The organism is Azoarcus sp. KH32C, assembly GCF_000349945.1.
In the GTDB taxonomy this organism is placed as follows: Bacteria; Pseudomonadota; Gammaproteobacteria; order Burkholderiales; family Rhodocyclaceae; genus Aromatoleum.
The window spans coordinates 4,130,474-4,147,549 of sequence record NC_020516.1 but is presented as its reverse complement, the minus strand read 5'-3'; the positions used below and the strand labels follow the sequence as shown (position 1 = coordinate 4,147,549).

The 17,076-nt window shown below is 65.5% G+C and carries 15 protein-coding genes; all 15 read left to right on the top strand.

Going from position 1 to position 17,076, the window contains the following annotated elements; genetic code table 11:
• Positions 1 to 224: 224 nt before the first annotated feature.
• The 15 genes from mraZ (at position 225) to ftsZ (ending at position 16,987) form a co-directional block, all read left to right on the top strand.
• Complete coding sequence (mraZ, locus tag AZKH_RS18510) at positions 225 to 668, top strand: division/cell wall cluster transcriptional repressor MraZ (protein ID WP_015437321.1); 444 nt, start codon at positions 225 to 227, stop codon at positions 666 to 668.
• The gene (rsmH, locus tag AZKH_RS18505; protein WP_015437320.1) at positions 665 to 1,603 is read left to right on the top strand and encodes a 16S rRNA (cytosine(1402)-N(4))-methyltransferase RsmH; all 939 of its coding nucleotides are present in this window, start codon (positions 665 to 667) and stop codon (positions 1,601 to 1,603) included. The genes mraZ and rsmH overlap by 4 nt, the downstream gene beginning before the upstream one ends.
• Positions 1,600 to 1,866: a cell division protein FtsL gene (gene ftsL / locus AZKH_RS18500; RefSeq protein ID WP_015437319.1), complete on the top strand. Its 267-nt coding sequence runs from the start codon at positions 1,600 to 1,602 to the stop codon at positions 1,864 to 1,866. The genes rsmH and ftsL overlap by 4 nt, the downstream gene beginning before the upstream one ends.
• Positions 1,863 to 3,617: a penicillin-binding protein 2 gene (locus AZKH_RS18495; RefSeq protein ID WP_015437318.1), complete on the top strand. Its 1,755-nt coding sequence runs from the start codon at positions 1,863 to 1,865 to the stop codon at positions 3,615 to 3,617. The genes ftsL and AZKH_RS18495 overlap by 4 nt, the downstream gene beginning before the upstream one ends.
• Complete coding sequence (locus AZKH_RS18490) at positions 3,614 to 5,125, top strand: UDP-N-acetylmuramoyl-L-alanyl-D-glutamate--2,6-diaminopimelate ligase (protein WP_015437317.1); 1,512 nt, start codon at positions 3,614 to 3,616, stop codon at positions 5,123 to 5,125. The genes AZKH_RS18495 and AZKH_RS18490 overlap by 4 nt, the downstream gene beginning before the upstream one ends.
• The gene (gene murF / locus AZKH_RS18485) at positions 5,119 to 6,519 is read left to right on the top strand and encodes a UDP-N-acetylmuramoyl-tripeptide--D-alanyl-D-alanine ligase (protein WP_015437316.1); all 1,401 of its coding nucleotides are present in this window, start codon (positions 5,119 to 5,121) and stop codon (positions 6,517 to 6,519) included. The genes AZKH_RS18490 and murF overlap by 7 nt, the downstream gene beginning before the upstream one ends.
• A 3-nt stretch (positions 6,520 to 6,522) precedes the next feature.
• Positions 6,523 to 7,611: a phospho-N-acetylmuramoyl-pentapeptide-transferase gene (gene mraY, locus AZKH_RS18480; RefSeq protein WP_015437315.1), complete on the top strand. Its 1,089-nt coding sequence runs from the start codon at positions 6,523 to 6,525 to the stop codon at positions 7,609 to 7,611.
• Entirely contained in the window at positions 7,608 to 9,008 is a 1,401-nt protein-coding gene (gene murD, locus AZKH_RS18475; RefSeq protein WP_015437314.1) for a UDP-N-acetylmuramoyl-L-alanine--D-glutamate ligase, read from the top strand. The genes mraY and murD overlap by 4 nt, the downstream gene beginning before the upstream one ends.
• Positions 9,005 to 10,237 (top strand): putative lipid II flippase FtsW, encoded by a 1,233-nt coding sequence (gene ftsW, locus AZKH_RS18470; protein WP_015437313.1) that lies wholly within the window; start codon positions 9,005 to 9,007, stop codon positions 10,235 to 10,237. Before murD ends, ftsW begins: the two co-directional genes overlap by 4 nt.
• Complete coding sequence (murG, locus tag AZKH_RS18465) at positions 10,234 to 11,301, top strand: undecaprenyldiphospho-muramoylpentapeptide beta-N-acetylglucosaminyltransferase (RefSeq protein ID WP_015437312.1); 1,068 nt, start codon at positions 10,234 to 10,236, stop codon at positions 11,299 to 11,301. The genes ftsW and murG overlap by 4 nt, the downstream gene beginning before the upstream one ends.
• On the top strand, positions 11,301 to 12,716 hold the full coding sequence (murC, locus tag AZKH_RS18460) for a UDP-N-acetylmuramate--L-alanine ligase (RefSeq protein WP_015437311.1): 1,416 nt from the start codon (positions 11,301 to 11,303) through the stop codon (positions 12,714 to 12,716). The genes murG and murC overlap by 1 nt, the downstream gene beginning before the upstream one ends.
• 11 nt (positions 12,717 to 12,727) lie before the next feature.
• Positions 12,728 to 13,642, top strand: coding sequence for a D-alanine--D-alanine ligase (locus AZKH_RS18455; RefSeq protein WP_041657552.1), 915 nt, complete (start codon positions 12,728 to 12,730; stop codon positions 13,640 to 13,642).
• On the top strand, positions 13,626 to 14,474 hold the full coding sequence (locus AZKH_RS18450; protein WP_015437309.1) for a cell division protein FtsQ/DivIB: 849 nt from the start codon (positions 13,626 to 13,628) through the stop codon (positions 14,472 to 14,474). Before AZKH_RS18455 ends, AZKH_RS18450 begins: the two co-directional genes overlap by 17 nt.
• Positions 14,471 to 15,700: a cell division protein FtsA gene (gene ftsA / locus AZKH_RS18445; protein ID WP_015437308.1), complete on the top strand. Its 1,230-nt coding sequence runs from the start codon at positions 14,471 to 14,473 to the stop codon at positions 15,698 to 15,700. The genes AZKH_RS18450 and ftsA overlap by 4 nt, the downstream gene beginning before the upstream one ends.
• A gap of 147 nt (positions 15,701 to 15,847) precedes the next feature.
• The gene (gene ftsZ / locus AZKH_RS18440; RefSeq protein ID WP_015437307.1) at positions 15,848 to 16,987 is read left to right on the top strand and encodes a cell division protein FtsZ; all 1,140 of its coding nucleotides are present in this window, start codon (positions 15,848 to 15,850) and stop codon (positions 16,985 to 16,987) included.
• Positions 16,988 to 17,076 lie beyond the last annotated feature (89 nt).

The window sequence follows — 17,076 nt, the reverse complement described above, 5'->3', positions numbered from 1 at the left end:
GGGCATTTTTTCCCAAAAAGACTCATGAAGTTGCGCTATCTGCCTTGATTTTTCAGGCTTTCTCGTCTTTCCCGCCGAAGCCATAAGTCATTGTGCCGCAACGGAAAAATCCGTTTCGTCAGCTTGACCCGGTTTTACCTTTGCTCTAAAGTGGGGTCCGGTGGTGAAAAGTGGGTCAAAGTGTTATTCCGATACACTTCGGCGAAGAAAAATCAGGGGGGGTGATGTTCCAGGGTGCCTCTGCGCTCAGTCTCGATGCGAAAGGACGCCTAGCGGTCCCGGCGCGGCATCGTGACGCCCTCGTTCCCGATGGGGCTCCCCTCGTGATTACCGCCCATCCGCACAAGTGCCTGCTCGTCTACCCGAAGACGGCATGGGATCCCATTCGAGACAAGGTTTCGGCGATGCCGGGGCTCGACATGCAGACGGCCGGCCTCAAGCGGCTGCTGATCGGCTATGCGCAGGAGGAAGAGCTGGATTCGGCCGGGCGCGTGCTGATCGCCCCGACTTCGCGCCAGTGGGCCGGGCTCGAGAAGCAGGTGTGGCTGGTCGGGCAGGGCACTCACTTCGAGCTGTGGTCCGATGCGGGCTGGCAGAAGCAGCAGGAAGCCATGCTGGCGCTAGCGAGCGGCCCGCTGCCGGCCGGATTCGAGAGCCTCGCGCTGTGAGCGACGCGAACGGGCACGTCACGGTGCTCCTCTCCGAAGCGGTCGACGCGCTGGATGTGCGCGCCGATGGCATCTATGTGGACGGCACCTTCGGACGCGGCGGTCACAGCCGCGCAATTCTTTCCAGGCTGGGTAGTCACGGGCGCCTGATCGCATTCGACCGCGACCCGATGGCCATCCAAGCAGGGCAGGCGCTCACGGATCCGCGATTCGTGCTCGTGCATGCCCCTTTCAGCGCACTCGGCGAGGAACTCGACCGCTTGGGCATTGCGCACGTCGATGGCGTGCTGCTCGATCTCGGCGTCTCTTCGCCGCAATTCGACGAGCCGGCGCGGGGCATGAGCTTCCGCTTCGATGCACCCCTCGACATGCGAATGGATACGACCCGCGGACAGACGGTAGCCGAATGGCTGGCCGAGGCGTCTGTCGCGGAAATCACGGAGGTACTCAGGGATTATGGGGAAGAACGGTTTGCTTATGCGATTGCAAAGGCGATTGCAGCTGCTCGGACAGGGGGGGCTATTGCAACCACTGGACAGCTTGCCGCGATCGTGGAAAAAACGGTCCGTACACGCGAGCCGGGGCAGCACCCGGCGACGCGTAGCTTCCAGGCTCTACGGATTTTCATCAATCGGGAACTCGAAGAGCTGTCGCTGATCCTGCCTGAAGCCGTACGTCGCCTGAAGCCGCACGGGCGGCTCGCAGTGATCAGCTTCCATTCCCTCGAAGACCGCATCGTCAAGCGCTTCATGCGCGACGAATCGCGTCCACCCCAATTGCCGGCCCGTCTGCCGGTGCGTGCCGCCGATCTGCCGAAGCCGCGGCTCGTACTCGTGGGCAAGTCGCAGCGTCCTGGCAGCGCCGAAGTCGCGGCCAATCCTCGTGCGCGCAGTGCCGTGATGCGCGTCGCCGAACGTACGGAGGCGGCAGCATGATCCGCGTGGATGCCTTTCTCGTGGCGATCGCCGTCGCCAGCGCCCTCGGCGTGGTGGGGTCGCAGCACCAGGCCCGCAAGCTGTACACAGAGTTGGAGCGCGAACAGACGCGGATGCACGGTCTTGAAGTGGAGTGGGATCAGTTGCAGCTCGAACAGAGCACTTGGGCGGCCCATGCGCGCGTCGAAAAGATCGCCCGCGAGCGTCTGGGCATGCGCGTGCCGCCGTCCGGACAGCTTTTCTCGGTGGAGGTGGCGCAATGACCAAGCGGCGCCCGGTAACATTCAACCATAACCCCTTGCTGAAGAACGGCCTGCCCGGATGGCGGGTCCGCGTCGTGATGCTCGGCCTGATGTGCGGTTCGCTCGCACTGACCGGGCGCGCGGTCTATCTGCAAGGCGTGAACAACGACTTTTTGCAGGCCAAGGGCGAGTCGCGCTACGCGCGCGTGATCGAGGCCCCCGCCACGCGCGGACGCGTCACCGACCGCAACGGCGACATGTTGGCGGTCAGTACGCCGGTGCGCTCGATCTGGGCGATCCCGTCCGACGCGCAGCTTTCGCCGGCCGACATGCGCAGGCTCGCCGGCCTGCTCGAAATGGACGTGCAGGAGCTCGATCGCCGCCTGGGCGCGGGCCGCGAATTCGTCTATCTCAAGCGCCAGCTGTCGCCCGAACTCGCCCAGCAGATCGCCGACCTCAAGCTGCCCGGAATCCACCAGCAGCAGGAATTCCGCCGCTATTACCCCGGCGGCGAGGTAATGGCCCACGTGTTGGGCTTTACCGGCGTCGATGACAAGGGGCAGGAGGGGGTCGAACTCGCCTTCGAGAACTCGCTGGCCGGCAAGCCCGGTGTGCGCCGCGTGATCCGCGATCGCCGCGGTCAAGTGGTCGATGACGTCGAATGGGTGCGCTCGCCGCGTGACGGCGAGGATCTCGCGCTGTCGGTCGATTCGAAAATCCAGTACATCGCCTACTCCGCCCTGCGTCAGGCAATGACCACGCACAAGGCGAAGGCCGGTGCGTCGGTTGTGCTCGACGCCCGCACCGGCGAAATTCTGGCGCTGGTTAACGCCCCGACCTACAACCCGAACAACCGTACCGATCTGACCGGCGCGCAGCTGCGCAACCGCGTCTTCACCGATACCTTCGAGCCCGGCTCGACGATGAAGCCCTTCACGGTTGCGCTCGCACTCGAGCGTGGAAAAGTGCGACCCAGTAGCATGGTCGACACCGGTGCGGGGCGGATCACGATCGGCAAGGCGACGATTTCTGACTCGCACCATAACGGCATGCTGTCCGTGGCGCAGGTCATCCAGAAGTCGTCGAACGTCGGCACCGTCAAGATCGCGATGAACTTCCAGCCCGAGGAAATGTGGCGGAACTTTGACGCGCTCGGTTTCGGCAAGCCGCTGAGTCTCGGCTTCCCCGGGGAGGCCGGCGGTCGGCTGCGTCCGGCACATACATGGAAGCCGGTCGAGCAGGCGACGATGTCTTTCGGTCACGGTATCTCCGTGAGTCTCATCCAGCTCGCCCACGCGTACCTGGTTTTCGCCCGCGATGGCGAAATGGTGCCGCTGTCGTTGCGCAAGCTCGATGGCCCCCCGACCGGCGGCAAGCGGATCTTCTCGTCCGAGACCGTCCGCGAGATGCGCGCCATGCTCGAGATGGTCGTCAGTCCCGGCGGGACAGCGCCCCGCGCGCAGATTTCGGGTTACCGCGTCGCCGGCAAGACCGGGACTGCCCACAAACTCGAGGGTGGTCATTATGCGAACAAATATGTTTCATCGTTTGTCGGCATGGTGCCGGCGTCGGATCCGCGGATAATTGTGGCCGTGATGATTGATGAACCCTCCGCCGGCCAGTATTACGGCGGTACCGTTGCCGCTCCCGTCTTTGCCCAGATCGCTGAAGGCGCATTGCGCACGCTCGGCGTGCCGCCTGACGCGCCGCTGGTGCCGCTGCAACTCGCCCAGAAGGCCGGCGAGCCCCCCGCAGTGAAGGAGAGCATGTGAGCGCTGCCCAGGCCCTGAATATCCTGGAGCGCCTGCGCGAAGCAGGCGTCACCCCCGACGGCATCACCGCCGATTCCCGTCGCATCGAACCGGGCCACGTCTTTGCTGCGTGGCCGGGGTTCAAGACCGATGGTCGCAAGTACATCGACGCTGCCGTCGGCCAGGGGGCTTCCGCTGTGTTGTGGGATGACGTCGATGGCTATCGCCCGGATGCGGTCGCCGTGCCGGCAATGGCCGTCGCAGGGCTGCGGCAGCTCGGCGGCTACCTTGCCGACGCCATCTACCGGCATCCGTCGCAGAAGCTTTGGGTGGCTGGCGTCACCGGCACGAACGGAAAGACGACCGTTACTCAGTGGCTGGCGCGCGCGATCGGGCATTTCGACGAACGTTGCGGCGTCATCGGTACGCTCGGCAACGGCTTCCCGGGGCAACTCGCCAACACGATCAATACAACCCCCGACGCGCTCGAATTGCATCGCCTTCTCGCGGAATTCGTCGCGACCGACGCCCGAGCCGCGGTGATGGAGGTCTCGTCGATCGGCCTCGATCAGGAGCGCCTGAACGGCGTCGCTTTCGACGTGGCGGTCTTCACCAACCTGACGCGCGACCATCTCGATTACCACGGCAGCATGGATAGCTATGCTGCCGCGAAGGCGAAGTTGTTCGACCTTCCCGGCGTTTCCACGGCCGTGATCAACCTCGACGACAGTTTCGGCCTGGGACAGGCCCGTCGTCTCGTTGCGCAAGGCATGCCCGTCATCGGTTACACGCGCGTCGCGATCAACGCCGCGGCCGTGCCCGGTGCGCGCGTACTGCTTGCTGAGAACGTGCAGAGTTCGCCGGCCGGGCTGCGCTTCACGCTGGAGTGGGATGGCACGCGTTCCGACGTGCAGGTTCGCTTGGTCGCGCCCTTTAATGTTTCGAACCTGATGGCCGTGTCGGGGGCCTTGCTGGCGCGCGGACATGCGCTCGAAGACGTGCTGCGGGTGATTTCGCGGCTGACTCCGCCGGAAGGCCGCATGCAACTCGTCGGCGGCGTCGCGGAGCCGCTGGTGGTGGTCGACTATGCGCATTCGCCCGATGCACTGGCGAAGGTGCTGGAGTCCGTCAGCGGTACGGCGCGCGCCCGTGGCGGGCGCCTGGTCTGCGTGTTCGGCTGTGGCGGCGATCGCGATGCCGGCAAGCGTCCGATCATGGGCGAAGTCGCAGGTCAGCTTGCCGATCGCGTGATCATCACGAGCGACAATCCTCGTAGCGAAGACCCCGAGAAGATCATCGACGCGATCGTCAACGGGGCCGGTGCGAACGCCGAACGTATCGTAGATCGCGCGCAGGCGATCCGGCTCGCTGTCGATGAGGCTGCTGCGGACGACGTGATCGTGCTCGCGGGCAAGGGCCATGAACCCTATCAGGAGATCCTCGGGGTACGCATGCCATTCTCGGATGTCGAACAGGCGCGCGCCGCGCTGATGGAGTGGAACCGGAAGATGGGGCGGGGTGCATGCTGACCCTGCAGGAAGTTGCTCAGGGCCTCGACCTGCGTGCGACGGCCGAGGCGCGCTTCGACTGCGTCGGAACCGATAGCCGCCGCATCCGCGCAGGACAGCTTTTTGTCGCGTTGCGCGGCGAACGCTTCGACGGCCACGATTTCGTCGCCCTGGCGGGCGAGCAAGGCGCGGTCGCGGCACTCGTCGATGCCGCATGGGCCGCGGAGCACGGCGATGTCGAACTGCCGCTCCTGATCGCCGACGATACCCGGCTTGCGCTCGGGGCGCTGGCCGCGTTCTGGCGCCGTCGTTTCGAGATCCCGCTGATCGGCGTCACGGGGAGCAACGGCAAGACGACCGTGAAGGAAATGTGCGCCGCGATCATGCGTGCGCAGGCGCGTCTCGATGGACGCGGGCCCGGCGCCGTCCTCGCGACCTCGGGCAATTTGAACAACGACATCGGACTCCCCCTGACGCTGCTCGAACTCCGCGACGGGCATTGCGCGGCGATCATCGAGATGGGCATGAACCATCCCGGCGAGATTGCCTATCTGACCGATATCGCCCGACCGACCGTTGCCATCGTCACCAACGCGCAGCGCGCGCATCTGATGGGAATGGGTTCGCTCGTCGAAATTGCCCACGAAAAGGGGGCGATCTACGCCGGGCTGGCCGAGGACGGCGTCGCCATCGTCAATGCCGACGATCCGCACGCGGCCTACTGGAGCGATCTCAACGCCGGCCGCCGCGTGATGAGCTTTGGCATGGAGCATCCGGCCGACGTGACGGTGCGTTGCACGCAGCATGGCTTCGGCTCCTCGTTGGAGCTGGTCACCCCGCGCAATACGGTCAAGATCGAGCTTCAGGTCCCGGGCGTCCATAACGTGCGCAATGCCGCCGGTGCCGCGGCCGCGTGTCTGGCTGCCGGCGCGACGCTCGAGGCCGTCGTCGAGGGGCTCGCGGGTTTCAGCGGCGCACCGGGACGGCTTCAACGTCGCCCCGGACTCGGCGGTGCGGTGATTCTCGACGACACCTACAACGCCAACCCGGATTCGATGCGTGCCGCGATCGACGTCCTGGCCTCGACGGCGGGCCACACGGTGCTCGTGCTCGGGGACATGGGCGAGATCGGCCAGACCAGCGCGCAACTGCACGACGAAATCGGCGGCTACGCGAAGAGCAAGGGGATCGACACCTTGTACGCGCTCGGCGAGATGAGCGCTGTCGCGGCCCACAACTTCGGCGAGGGCGCGCATCATTTCGACTCTCCGGAGGCACTGGTGGCGGCTCTCGAAGGACAACTCGACCCCCATACGGTGGTGCTGGTCAAAGGATCTCGCTTCATGCGGATGGAACGGGTGGCGAACGCGCTTGCGGCGGTGCACAATGGCGCCCCGTCACAGGAGTCTCATTAAGTCATGCTGCTCGAACTTGCCCTCTGGTTGGGCCAGGACATCCGTACTTTCAACGTATTCGGCTACATCACGCTGCGCACCGTTCTGGCGGCCCTGACTGCGCTGGTGATTTCCTTCGTGTTCGGGCCGACGCTGATCCGCTGGCTGACGGAAAAGAAGATCGGCCAGGCCGTGCGCGACGACGGCCCGAAGTCGCACCTGACCAAGGCCGGAACGCCCACCATGGGCGGCGCGCTCATCCTGATCGCGATTGCCGTGACGACCCTGCTCTGGGGCGACCTGCACAATCACTACGTGTGGGTGACCCTGTTGGTGAGCCTCGGCTTCGGCGCCGTCGGCTGGGTCGATGACTGGCGCAAGGTCGTGCACCGCGACCCGAAGGGGCTCGCGAGCCGCTGGAAATATTTGTGGACCTCGCTGATTGCGTTGGCGGCCGCGATGGTTCTCGGTCTGACGGCAACCGAACCCGCGCAGACCGACCTGATCGTGCCCTTCTTCAAGGCCGTCTCCTATCCCCTCGGCGTCTGGGGCTTCGTCGCCCTCTCGTACTTCGTCATCAACGGCACCAGCCATGCGGTGAACCTCACCGACGGCCTGGACGGTCTGGCGATCATGCCGACGGTGATGGTCGCCGGGGCGCTGGCGATCTTCGCCTACGTCGCGGGGCACGCCGGCTTCGCCAAGTATCTCGGCGTTCCCTACATCGCCGGCGCAGGCGAACTTGCGGTCTTCTGCGGCGCGCTGTGCGGCGCCGGCCTCGGATTCCTGTGGTTCAACGCGTATCCGGCCGAGGTCTTCATGGGTGATGTCGGCGCGCTCGCCCTCGGGGCGGCGCTCGGCACCGTCGCCGTGGTCGTACGCCAGGAAATCGTCCTCTTCATCATGGGCGGCCTGTTCGTCGCCGAGACGATGTCGGTCATGGTGCAGGTGCTCTACTTCAAATACAGCGGCGGCAAGCGCATTTTCCGCATGGCGCCGCTGCATCACCATTACGAACTGGGTGGCTGGAAGGAAACCCAGGTCGTTGTCCGGTTCTGGATCATCACCCTGATGCTGGTGCTGTTCGGCCTGTCCTCGCTGAAACTGCGATGAACGCCCTGACCGACCGTTTCGTTCTGGTGCTCGGCCTCGGTGAATCGGGCCTTGCGATGGCACGCTGGTGTGCCGGCCAGGGCGCCCGCCTGCGTGTTGCGGACAGCCGCACCCAACCCCCCGGTCTGGCCACACTCCAGTCGGCGCTGCCTGATGCGCAGATTGTCCTTGGCGAGTTCTCCGACGGGCTGCTCGACGGGGTGGATCTCGTTGCGCTCAGTCCCGGCATCGACGGCCGCATCGCGCTGCTCGAAGCCGCGCGTCGAAGCGGCATCCCGGTCGTCGGCGAAATGGCCTTGTTCGCTCGTGCGCTCGAGGACCTCGGTATGCGCGAGCGTTCGCGGATCGTTGCGGTCACCGGGACCAATGGCAAGACCACGACGACGGCACTGACCGCCGCGCTGTGCCAGGCGGCAGGGCTGGATGCGGTCGCGGCAGGCAACATCAGCCCCGCGGCACTCGACGTGCTGATGGATCGCCTCGACCGTAGCGAGCCGTTGCCCGAGTGCTGGGTACTCGAGCTTTCCAGTTTCCAGCTCGAAGGCGCAGCCGGTCTCGACACCGACGCGGCGACCGTGCTCAACGTCACCGACGACCATCTCGACCGCCACGGCGATCTGGCGACCTACGCGGCGGTGAAGTCGCGGATCTTCGCCGGCAAGGGCGTGCAGGTCCTCAACCGCCAGGATGCGCTGGTTGCGGCCATGCGCTTGCCCGCCCGGATGGCCGTCACCTTCGGGACCGACGCTCCGCCGACGGACCGTGATTACGGCATCCTCAGCGACGCCGCCGGCGACGCTTGGCTCGTTCGTGGCAAGGACAAATTGCTGCGCCAGGACGAACTGCCGCTCGCCGGTGCGCACAACGCGGCCAACGCACTCGCCGCCCTCGCGCTGTGCCATGGGATTGGACTCGAATTCGCGCCGATGCTACAAGCGCTGAAGGGCTTCCGCGGTCTTCCGCACCGTGTTGAGCCCGTTGCAAGACGCGCTGATGGCGTCGTCTTCTACGACGACTCGAAGGGGACCAACGTCGGTGCGACGCTGGCTGCGCTCGAAGGACTGGGCCGGCGGGTCGTCCTGATCGCCGGAGGCGACGGCAAGGGGCAGGATTTCTCGCCTCTGCGCGACGCCGTCGCCCGTCACGCCCGCGCGGTGTTGCTGATCGGCCGCGACGCCCCGTTGATCGAAGCCGCCATCGCCGGCGCCGGAGCAGTCGTCGAGCGTGCAGCGGACATGGATGCCGCCGTGGAGCGCGCAAACGCCGTGGCCCAGCAAGGCGACGCGATCCTGCTCTCGCCGGCCTGCGCCAGCCTCGACATGTTCCGCAACTACGCACATCGCGCCGAAGTGTTCGTCGCGGCCGCGCGACGCCTTCCGGGAGTGAGTGCCGCATGAAGATCGTCAGCGCACTCGCCGGCTTCTTCCATTCCCGCGCGGCGCGCGGCGGCGCGTCGGACGCGAGCCGCGCCGTCAACCGCCTGATGCGTCCGCAGGAATCGGCACGCGACCTCGATCCGCTCCTGATCTGGTCCTCCTGCGCCCTCTTGCTGATCGGCATGGTGATGGTGTATTCGGCTTCGATCGCGACGGCCGAGGGTAGCCGGTTCACGGGCTACCAGCAGTTCTACTTCCTGATTCGCCACGCGATCTTTCTGGTCGTCGGCGTGATTGCCGGGCTGACGGCGTTCCAGGTTTCGATGCGCCAATGGCAACAATTCGCGCCCTGGTTGTTCGTCGCTGGCATGGTCTTGCTGCTGGTCGTGCTCGTTCCCGGCCTCGGACGCGAGGTCAACGGCGCGCAGCGCTGGTTGCCGCTCGGGCCGATCAACCTGCAGCCGTCGGAGCTGATGAAGCTCTTCGTCGCGCTGTACGCGGCCGACTACACGGTACGCAAGCTCTCCGACATGGGCAGCTTCCGCCGCGCCTTCCTGCCGATGGCGGTGACGATCATCGTCGTCGGCTTCCTGCTGCTGCGCGAGCCGGACTTCGGCGCCTTCGTCGTGATCACGTCGATCGCATTCGGCGTGCTCTTCCTCGGCGGCATCAACGTGCGCGTCTTCGTACTCCTCGCGCTGGTGGCGATCGTCGGCCTGGGCCTGCTCGTGTGGCTCTCGCCGTATCGCCGCGACCGCCTGTTCGGCTTCATGGATCCCTGGCAGGACGCCTTCGGCAAGGGCTACCAACTCTCGCACGCGCTGATCGCATTCGGCCGTGGCGAATGGTTCGGAGTCGGGCTCGGAGCGAGCGTCGAGAAGCTGTTCTACCTCCCCGAAGCGCATACGGACTTCCTCCTCGCGGTGATCGCCGAGGAACTCGGCTTCGCGGGCGTGATGACCATCGTCCTGCTGTTTGCGCTGCTCGTGCACCGGATCATGGTGATCGGCCGCGAGGCGATCAAGCTCGAACGCTATTTCCCCGGGCTCGTCGCGATGGGCATCGCCCTGTGGTTCGGCGTCCAGTCCTTCATCAACATGGGCGTCAACATGGGCCTGTTGCCCACCAAGGGTCTGACGCTGCCGCTGATGAGTTTCGGCGGATCGGGGATCGTCGCGAACTGTGTCGCCCTGGCGATCCTGCTCCGCATTGACTGGGAAAATCGGCAAGTCATGAGGGGGCGGTCATGAAGACTCTCCTCGTGATGGCCGGCGGCACCGGTGGACATATCTTCCCGGGCATTGCAGTCGCCGAGCGGCTGCGCAGCCAGGGCTGGCGCATCGTGTGGATGGGCAATCCCGACGGGATGGAGGCACGGCTCGTCCCGGAGCGCGGCTATGAAGTCGCGTGGATTCGTTTCTCGGCGCTGCGTGGCAAGGGCTTGCTGCGCAAGCTGCTGCTGCCGCTCAACCTGCTGCGCGGGTTCTGGCAGGCCCTTGGCGCGTTGCGGCGGATCCGGCCTGACGTCGTCCTCGGCATGGGCGGCTACGTGACCTTTCCGGGCGGGATGATGGCCGCGCTGATCGGCCGTCCGCTCGTGCTGCATGAACAGAATTCCGTTGCGGGACTCGCAAACCGCGTCCTCGCCGGCGTCGCAGACCGCGTCCTGGCGGGCTTCCCTGCCGCACTGAAGAAGGCCGTCTGGGTGGGCAATCCCGTGCGTGCCGAGATCACTGCCGTGGCGCCGCCGGTCCAGCGTTTCGCGGGCCGGACCGGGCCGTTGAAGGTGCTTGTTGTGGGCGGCAGCCTTGGCGCAGCGGCGCTCAATCAGGTCGTCCCGGAAGCGCTGTCGTTGATGAAGCCGGCCCAGCGTCCGCAGGTCACGCATCAGGCCGGCGCAAGGCAGATTGAGGCGTTGCGGGCCCTGTATGCCAAGGCCGACGTCGACGGCGAGCTGGTGCCTTTTATCGAGGACATGGCGGGCAAGTACGCCGAAGCGGACCTCGTCATCTGCCGTGCCGGCGCGCTGACCGTTGCAGAACTCGCTGCCGTTGGCGTCGCCAGCCTGCTGGTGCCTTTCCCGCACGCCGTGGACGATCACCAGACTTCGAATGCGCGCTTCCTGGCCGACCAGGGTGCCGCCTATCTGCTGCCCCAGAACGAACTCGACGCCGAGCGACTGGCCGGCATCCTCGCGAGCCTCGACCGCCCGCGGCTGCTGGAAATGGCCGACAAGGCGCGCGCGCTGGCGAAGCCGGCTGCCGCCGACGCCGTCGCCGACGTGTGCGAAGCCCTCGCCGCCGGGAGAAAGTGATGAAACATAAAGTCAAACGCATTCATTTCGTTGGTATCGGCGGCGCAGGCATGAGCGGCATCGCCGAAGTGCTGGTCAACCTCGGCTATGCCGTCAGCGGGTCCGATCTGGGCGAGAACGCCGCGACCCGACGCCTGCGTGCACTGGGCGCGCGGGTCGTCTCCGGGCATGCGGCCGAAAACGTCGCGGACGTGGACGCCGTGGTCATCTCGACGGCGGTGCGCAACGACAACCCCGAAGTGGTCGCGGCGCGTTCGCGTCACATTCCTGTCGTGCCCCGTGCGCAGATGCTCGCCGAACTCATGCGCTTGAAGCAGGGTATCGCAATCGCCGGTACCCACGGCAAGACCACCACGACTTCGCTCGTCGCCAGCATCCTTGCCGAAGGCGCAATGGACCCGACCTTCGTCATCGGCGGCAAGCTGAACGCGGCCGGCGCCAATGCCCACCTCGGCAAGGGCGATTTCCTCGTTGCAGAAGCCGATGAGTCGGATGCCTCCTTCCTGCTGTTGACGCCGGTGATCTCGGTGGTGACGAACATCGACGCCGACCACATGGACACCTACGGGCACGATTTTGCCCGCCTCAAGCAGGCCTTCGTCGATTTCCTGCAGCACCTGCCGTTCTATGGCGTGGCCGTACTGTGCGAGGACGATCCGCACGTGCGCTCGATCATGCCTCTCGTGTCGAAGCAGATCGTGCGTTACGGCCTGTCGGAAGGTGCCAACATCCGCGCCGAGAACATCCGTGCCGAGGGCGGTCGCATGCTGTTCGACGCGGTGCGCGTCAACGGCTCGATCTCGCGTCTGCCGATCGAACTGAACCTGCCGGGCCTGCACAACGTGCTCAACGCGCTCGCGGCGATCGCGGTGGCGACCGAGGTGCAGGTGCCGGACGCCGCGATCATCAAGGCGCTGGCCGAATTCAAGGGGGTCGGCCGCCGTTTCCAGCGTTACGGCGAAGTGCTGCTGCGTGGCGAAGACGGCAGCGAGCGCGGCAGCTTCACGCTGATTGACGACTATGGCCACCACCCGGTTGAAATGGCGGCGACGTTGGCCGCGGCGCGAGGCGCTTTCCCGGGCCGTCGTCTCGTGCTCGCCTTCCAGCCGCACCGCTATACCCGTACGCGGGATTGCTTCGAGGACTTCGTGCGGGTGTTGTCGACGGTCGACGCACTGCTCCTGGCGGAAGTCTACGCGGCCGGCGAGCCGCCGATCGTCGCGGCGGACGGACGTTCGCTCGCACGCGCCTTGCGCGTCTCGGGCAAGGTTGAACCGATATTTGTCGAGGGCATCGAGGACATGCCCGCGAGCATTCTCTCCGCCGCGCGCGATGGTGACGTGGTGATCACGATGGGCGCAGGCTCGATCGGCGCCGTGCCCGGCAAGTTGGCGAGCGGCGAGGAACAGGCATGAGCGAAATGAACATGAAGGAAAGATTCGGAAAGGTGGCGGTACTGCTTGGCGGTACCTCCGCGGAACGTGAAGTCTCGCTGATGTCGGGCAATGCCGTGCTGTCGGCGCTGCGCGATGCGGGCGTCGATGCACATGGCTTCGATCCCGTCGAGCGCGACCTGCATGTCCTCAAGGAGCAGGGCTTCGACCGCGCCTTCATCGCGCTGCATGGCCGTGGCGGCGAAGACGGCACGGTGCAGGGCATGCTCGAGCTGCTGAAGATCCCGTATACGGGCAGTGGCGTGATGGCATCGGCGTTGTCGATGGACAAGTGGCGTACCAAGATGGTGTGGGCCGCGTGTGGCCTGCCGACGCCTCGTTATGCCATCCTGCATGCGGATTCGGACTGGGACGCGATCGTCGCCGAGCTCGGCCTGCCGATCTTCGTCAAGCCGGTGCACGAAGGCTCGAGCATGGGCGCGACCAAGGTCACCGAAGCCGGGCAGTTGAAAGCCGCGTGGGAACTCGCCGCGCGCTTCGACGACCTCGTGATTGCCGAGGAATTCATCACCGGTGCCGAGCTCACCGCGCCTTTCCTGCATGATCGGGCCTTGCCCCTGATCCGCATCGAGGCGCCGGGCGGCAACTACGATTACCAGCACAAATACTTCACCGACGACACCCGCTACCTCTGCCCCTGCGGGCTGCCCGAGGCGAAGGAAGCCGAGTTGCAGGCGCTCGTGATGAAGTGCGCCCAGGTGCTGGGCTGCCGCGGCTGGGGCCGTGCCGACCTCATCCTGACTGACGACGGCCGTCCCTATCTGCTTGAAATGAACACCTCGCCGGGCATGACCGGGCACTCCCTCGTGCCGATGTCCGCGCGCGTTGCGGGCATGAATTTCACTGAGCTGTGTCTCTCGATCCTCGAGGATGCCCGCCTTGGCTGATTTTCGCCCCCGTACTCCGCTCACCCAGCAGGTCGCCGGCACTGTCGGCGCCTCCGGGCGCGGTCGTACGCGCGAAGGCCTGTGGCAGCGCCCGGCGCTGCTGAACCTGATTTCCGACGTCCTGATGCTGTTTGCGGCGGTGGCGCTCGGCTACGCAGCCGTCGTCTGGTTCCTGTCGCGGCCGCTGTTTCCGCTGCACGAGGTGGTCGTGTTGACCCCGCCCGCGCAGGTGACGACGGCACAGCTCGAATATGTCGCCCGCACCGCGATCCGCGGGAACTTCTTCTCCGTCAATCTTGAAACGGTGCGGGCGGCCTTCGAGAAGCTCCCCTGGGTGCGTCACGCCGAAGTCCGCCGACGCTGGCCGGACGTGCTCGAACTGCGCCTCGAAGAGCATCAGGCGGTCGCCTACTGGACGATCTCCGACAGCGGCGAAACCCAGCTCGTCAATCGCCAGGGCGAGGTCTTCGCGGCCTCCAGCAACGCCGACATGCCGGCGTTTTCGGGTCCGCAAGGCTCGTCAGGCTACGTCCAGGCGAAATACCGCGAGTTTTCGGAAATGATCTCCCCGCTCGGCAAGAAGCTCGTCGCCTTGTCCTTGTCGGCGCGCGAAGCGTGGCAACTGAAGCTCGACGACGGGATGGTGATCATCCTCGGCCGCGATCAGGAAAAAGTGCCCGTCGCCGAACGGCTGACGCGCTTCGTCCGCGCATGGCCGCAGACGCGGGACAAACTTGGAGTAAAGGTGGCGGTAGCGGACCTCCGCTACCCGAGCGGATTCGCCCTCACGCCGGTGGGGGACGTCAAAGCAGCTACTAAAGGCAAGCAATGAGCAAGGAATACAAGGACCTGATCGTCGGACTCGACATCGGCACCTCGAAGGTCACCTGCATGGTGGCCGAGGCGCGACCGGACGGACAGCTGAACGTCGTGGGCGTCGGCTCGCAGCCGACCAACGGCCTCAAGCGCGGCGTCGTCGTCAATATCGAGGCGACCGTCGACGCCATCTCGCGCGTGATCCAGGAAGTCGAGCTGATGGCCGACTGCAAGATCCGCGATGTCTATACCGGCATCGCGGGCAGTCACATCAAGAGCTTCAACTCCAACGGCATGGTCGCGATCAAGGACAAGGAAGTCACGCCGATGGACGTCGAGCGCGTGATCGAAGTCGCCCGCGCGATGCCGATCCCGGCCGAACAGCAGATCCTGCACATCCTGACGCAGGAATTCATCATCGACGGCCAGGGCGGCGTGCGCGAGCCGATCGGGATGAGCGGCGTGAAGCTCGAGGTCAAGGTGCACATCGTCACCGGGGCCGTCTCGGCCGCGCAAAACGTCATCAAGTGCGTGCGCCGCTGCGGTCTCGAGGTGATGGACCTGATCCTGCAGCCGCTCGCGTCGAGCTACTCGGTGCTGACCGAGGACGAGAAAGAACTGGGCGTGTGCCTCGTCGATATCGGCGGCGGCACGACCGACATTGCAGTCTTCACTCAGGGGGCAATCCGTCACACGGCCGTGTTGCCGGTCGCGGGCGACCAGATCACCAACGATATCGCGATGGCCTTGCGTACGCCGACCGCGGAAGCCGAGGAAATCAAGATTAGCCAGGGCATCGCGATGCATACGCTGGCCGATCCCGAAGAAATGATCGAGGTCCCCGGCGTCGGCGACCGTCCGCCGCGCCCGCTGTCGCGCCAGCGCCTTGCGGACGTCATCGAGCCGCGTGTGTCCGAACTGTTCGAGTTGGTGCAGGCCGAGCTACGCCGCAGCGGGTACGAGGAACTGCTGTCGTCGGGTATCGTGCTGACGGGCGGTTCATCTGTCATGCCCGGCATGGAGGAATTGGGCGAGGAGGTGTTTCATATGCCAGTCCGGGTCGGAGCGCCGCAGTACGCAGGCGGCCTCGCCGATGTCGTGTGCCATCCGCGCTATGCCGCCGCGATGGGCCTCGTGATGGAGGGCCACGCGCAGCGCCGTCGCGGGATCATGGCGCGCGAGACACGCAGCGTGCGCCAAGTGTTCGGGCGCATGAAGGCGTGGTTCGAAAAGAATTTCTGAGCGGCTGGCAGAATTTGACAGTCAAATTGAATTAAGGGTTGCGTGCAAAACCCTATTTAGTAGTAGACTTGCTACCCATTACTAGATATAGGCGTTCACGCAACGCAGCATACGGTTAGGGTAGTTCCCTAGGAGGCGAGGCAAGAAATGTTCGAAATCGTTGAAAAGGTGCAGACCGGTACGATCATCAAGGTGGTCGGTGTCGGCGGAGCCGGTGGGAATGCCGTCGATCACATGATCCGGCAGAACGTCCAGGGCGTGGACTTCGTGTCCGCCAACACCGACGCGCAGGCGCTGAGCCGCTGTCTTGCACCGAACAAGATCCAGCTTGGCACTTCCGGTCTTGGCGCGGGCTCCAAGCCGGAAGCCGGCCGCACCGCCGCGCAGGAGTCGCGCGACGCGATCGCTGAGGCGCTCGACGGCGCTCACATGTGTTTCATCACCGGCGGCATGGGTGGCGGCACGGGTACCGGTGCAGCTCCCGTGGTGGCCGAAATTGCGAAGGAAATGGGCATCCTGACCGTCGCGGTCGTGACCAAGCCCTTCGACTTCGAGAATCGCCTGCGCGTGGCCGAGAGTGGCGTTGAAGAGCTGACCCGCCATGTCGACTCGCTGATCGTCGTCCTCAACGACAAGCTGCTCGAAGTGTACGGCGACGACGCCGGCTTCGAGGACTGCTTCCGTTCTGCCGACAACGTGCTGAGCAGTGCCGTGGGCGGCATTGCGGAAATCATCAACGTTCCCGGTCTGGTGAACGTCGACTTCCAGGACGTTCGCACCGCCATGGGTGAAATGGGCCGCGCGATGATGGGTTCGGCCGAAGCCGCCGGCATGGATCGCGCCCGCCTCGCCGCCGAACAGGCTGCCGTCAGCCCCCTGCTGGAAGGCACGGAGCTGTCGGGTGCGCGTTGCGTGCTGATCAACATCACCGCGAGCCGCTCGCTGAAGATGTCCGAAGTCCGCGATGCCGTGAAGACCGTTCAGGCCTTCGCTGCGCCGGAAGCCTTCGTGAAGTACGGCACCGTGTTCGACGAGTCGATGGAAGACCGCATCCGCGTCACCGTTGTCGCAACCGGTCTGGGCGTGCCGCGTGCCGCTCGCCAGCCCGTGATGCAGGTTGTGGCCGGTACCGGTACGTACGGCCCCTCGATGGGCGCCATCGACATGACGAACCTGGACGTTCCGGCGGTGATCCGCCACGGCCGCCGCACGACCGTCGAGGCGATGAGCGCCAACGGCATGGGCACCTACGACATTCCCGCCTTCCTGCGCAAGCAGGCAGACTGACCGGCATTGCCCCGTGCGGGCGTCCGATGCAGACCGCCGCCTCCGGTCTGTATCGGACGCCCGTCGTCGTTTACGTGCCGGCCAAACGG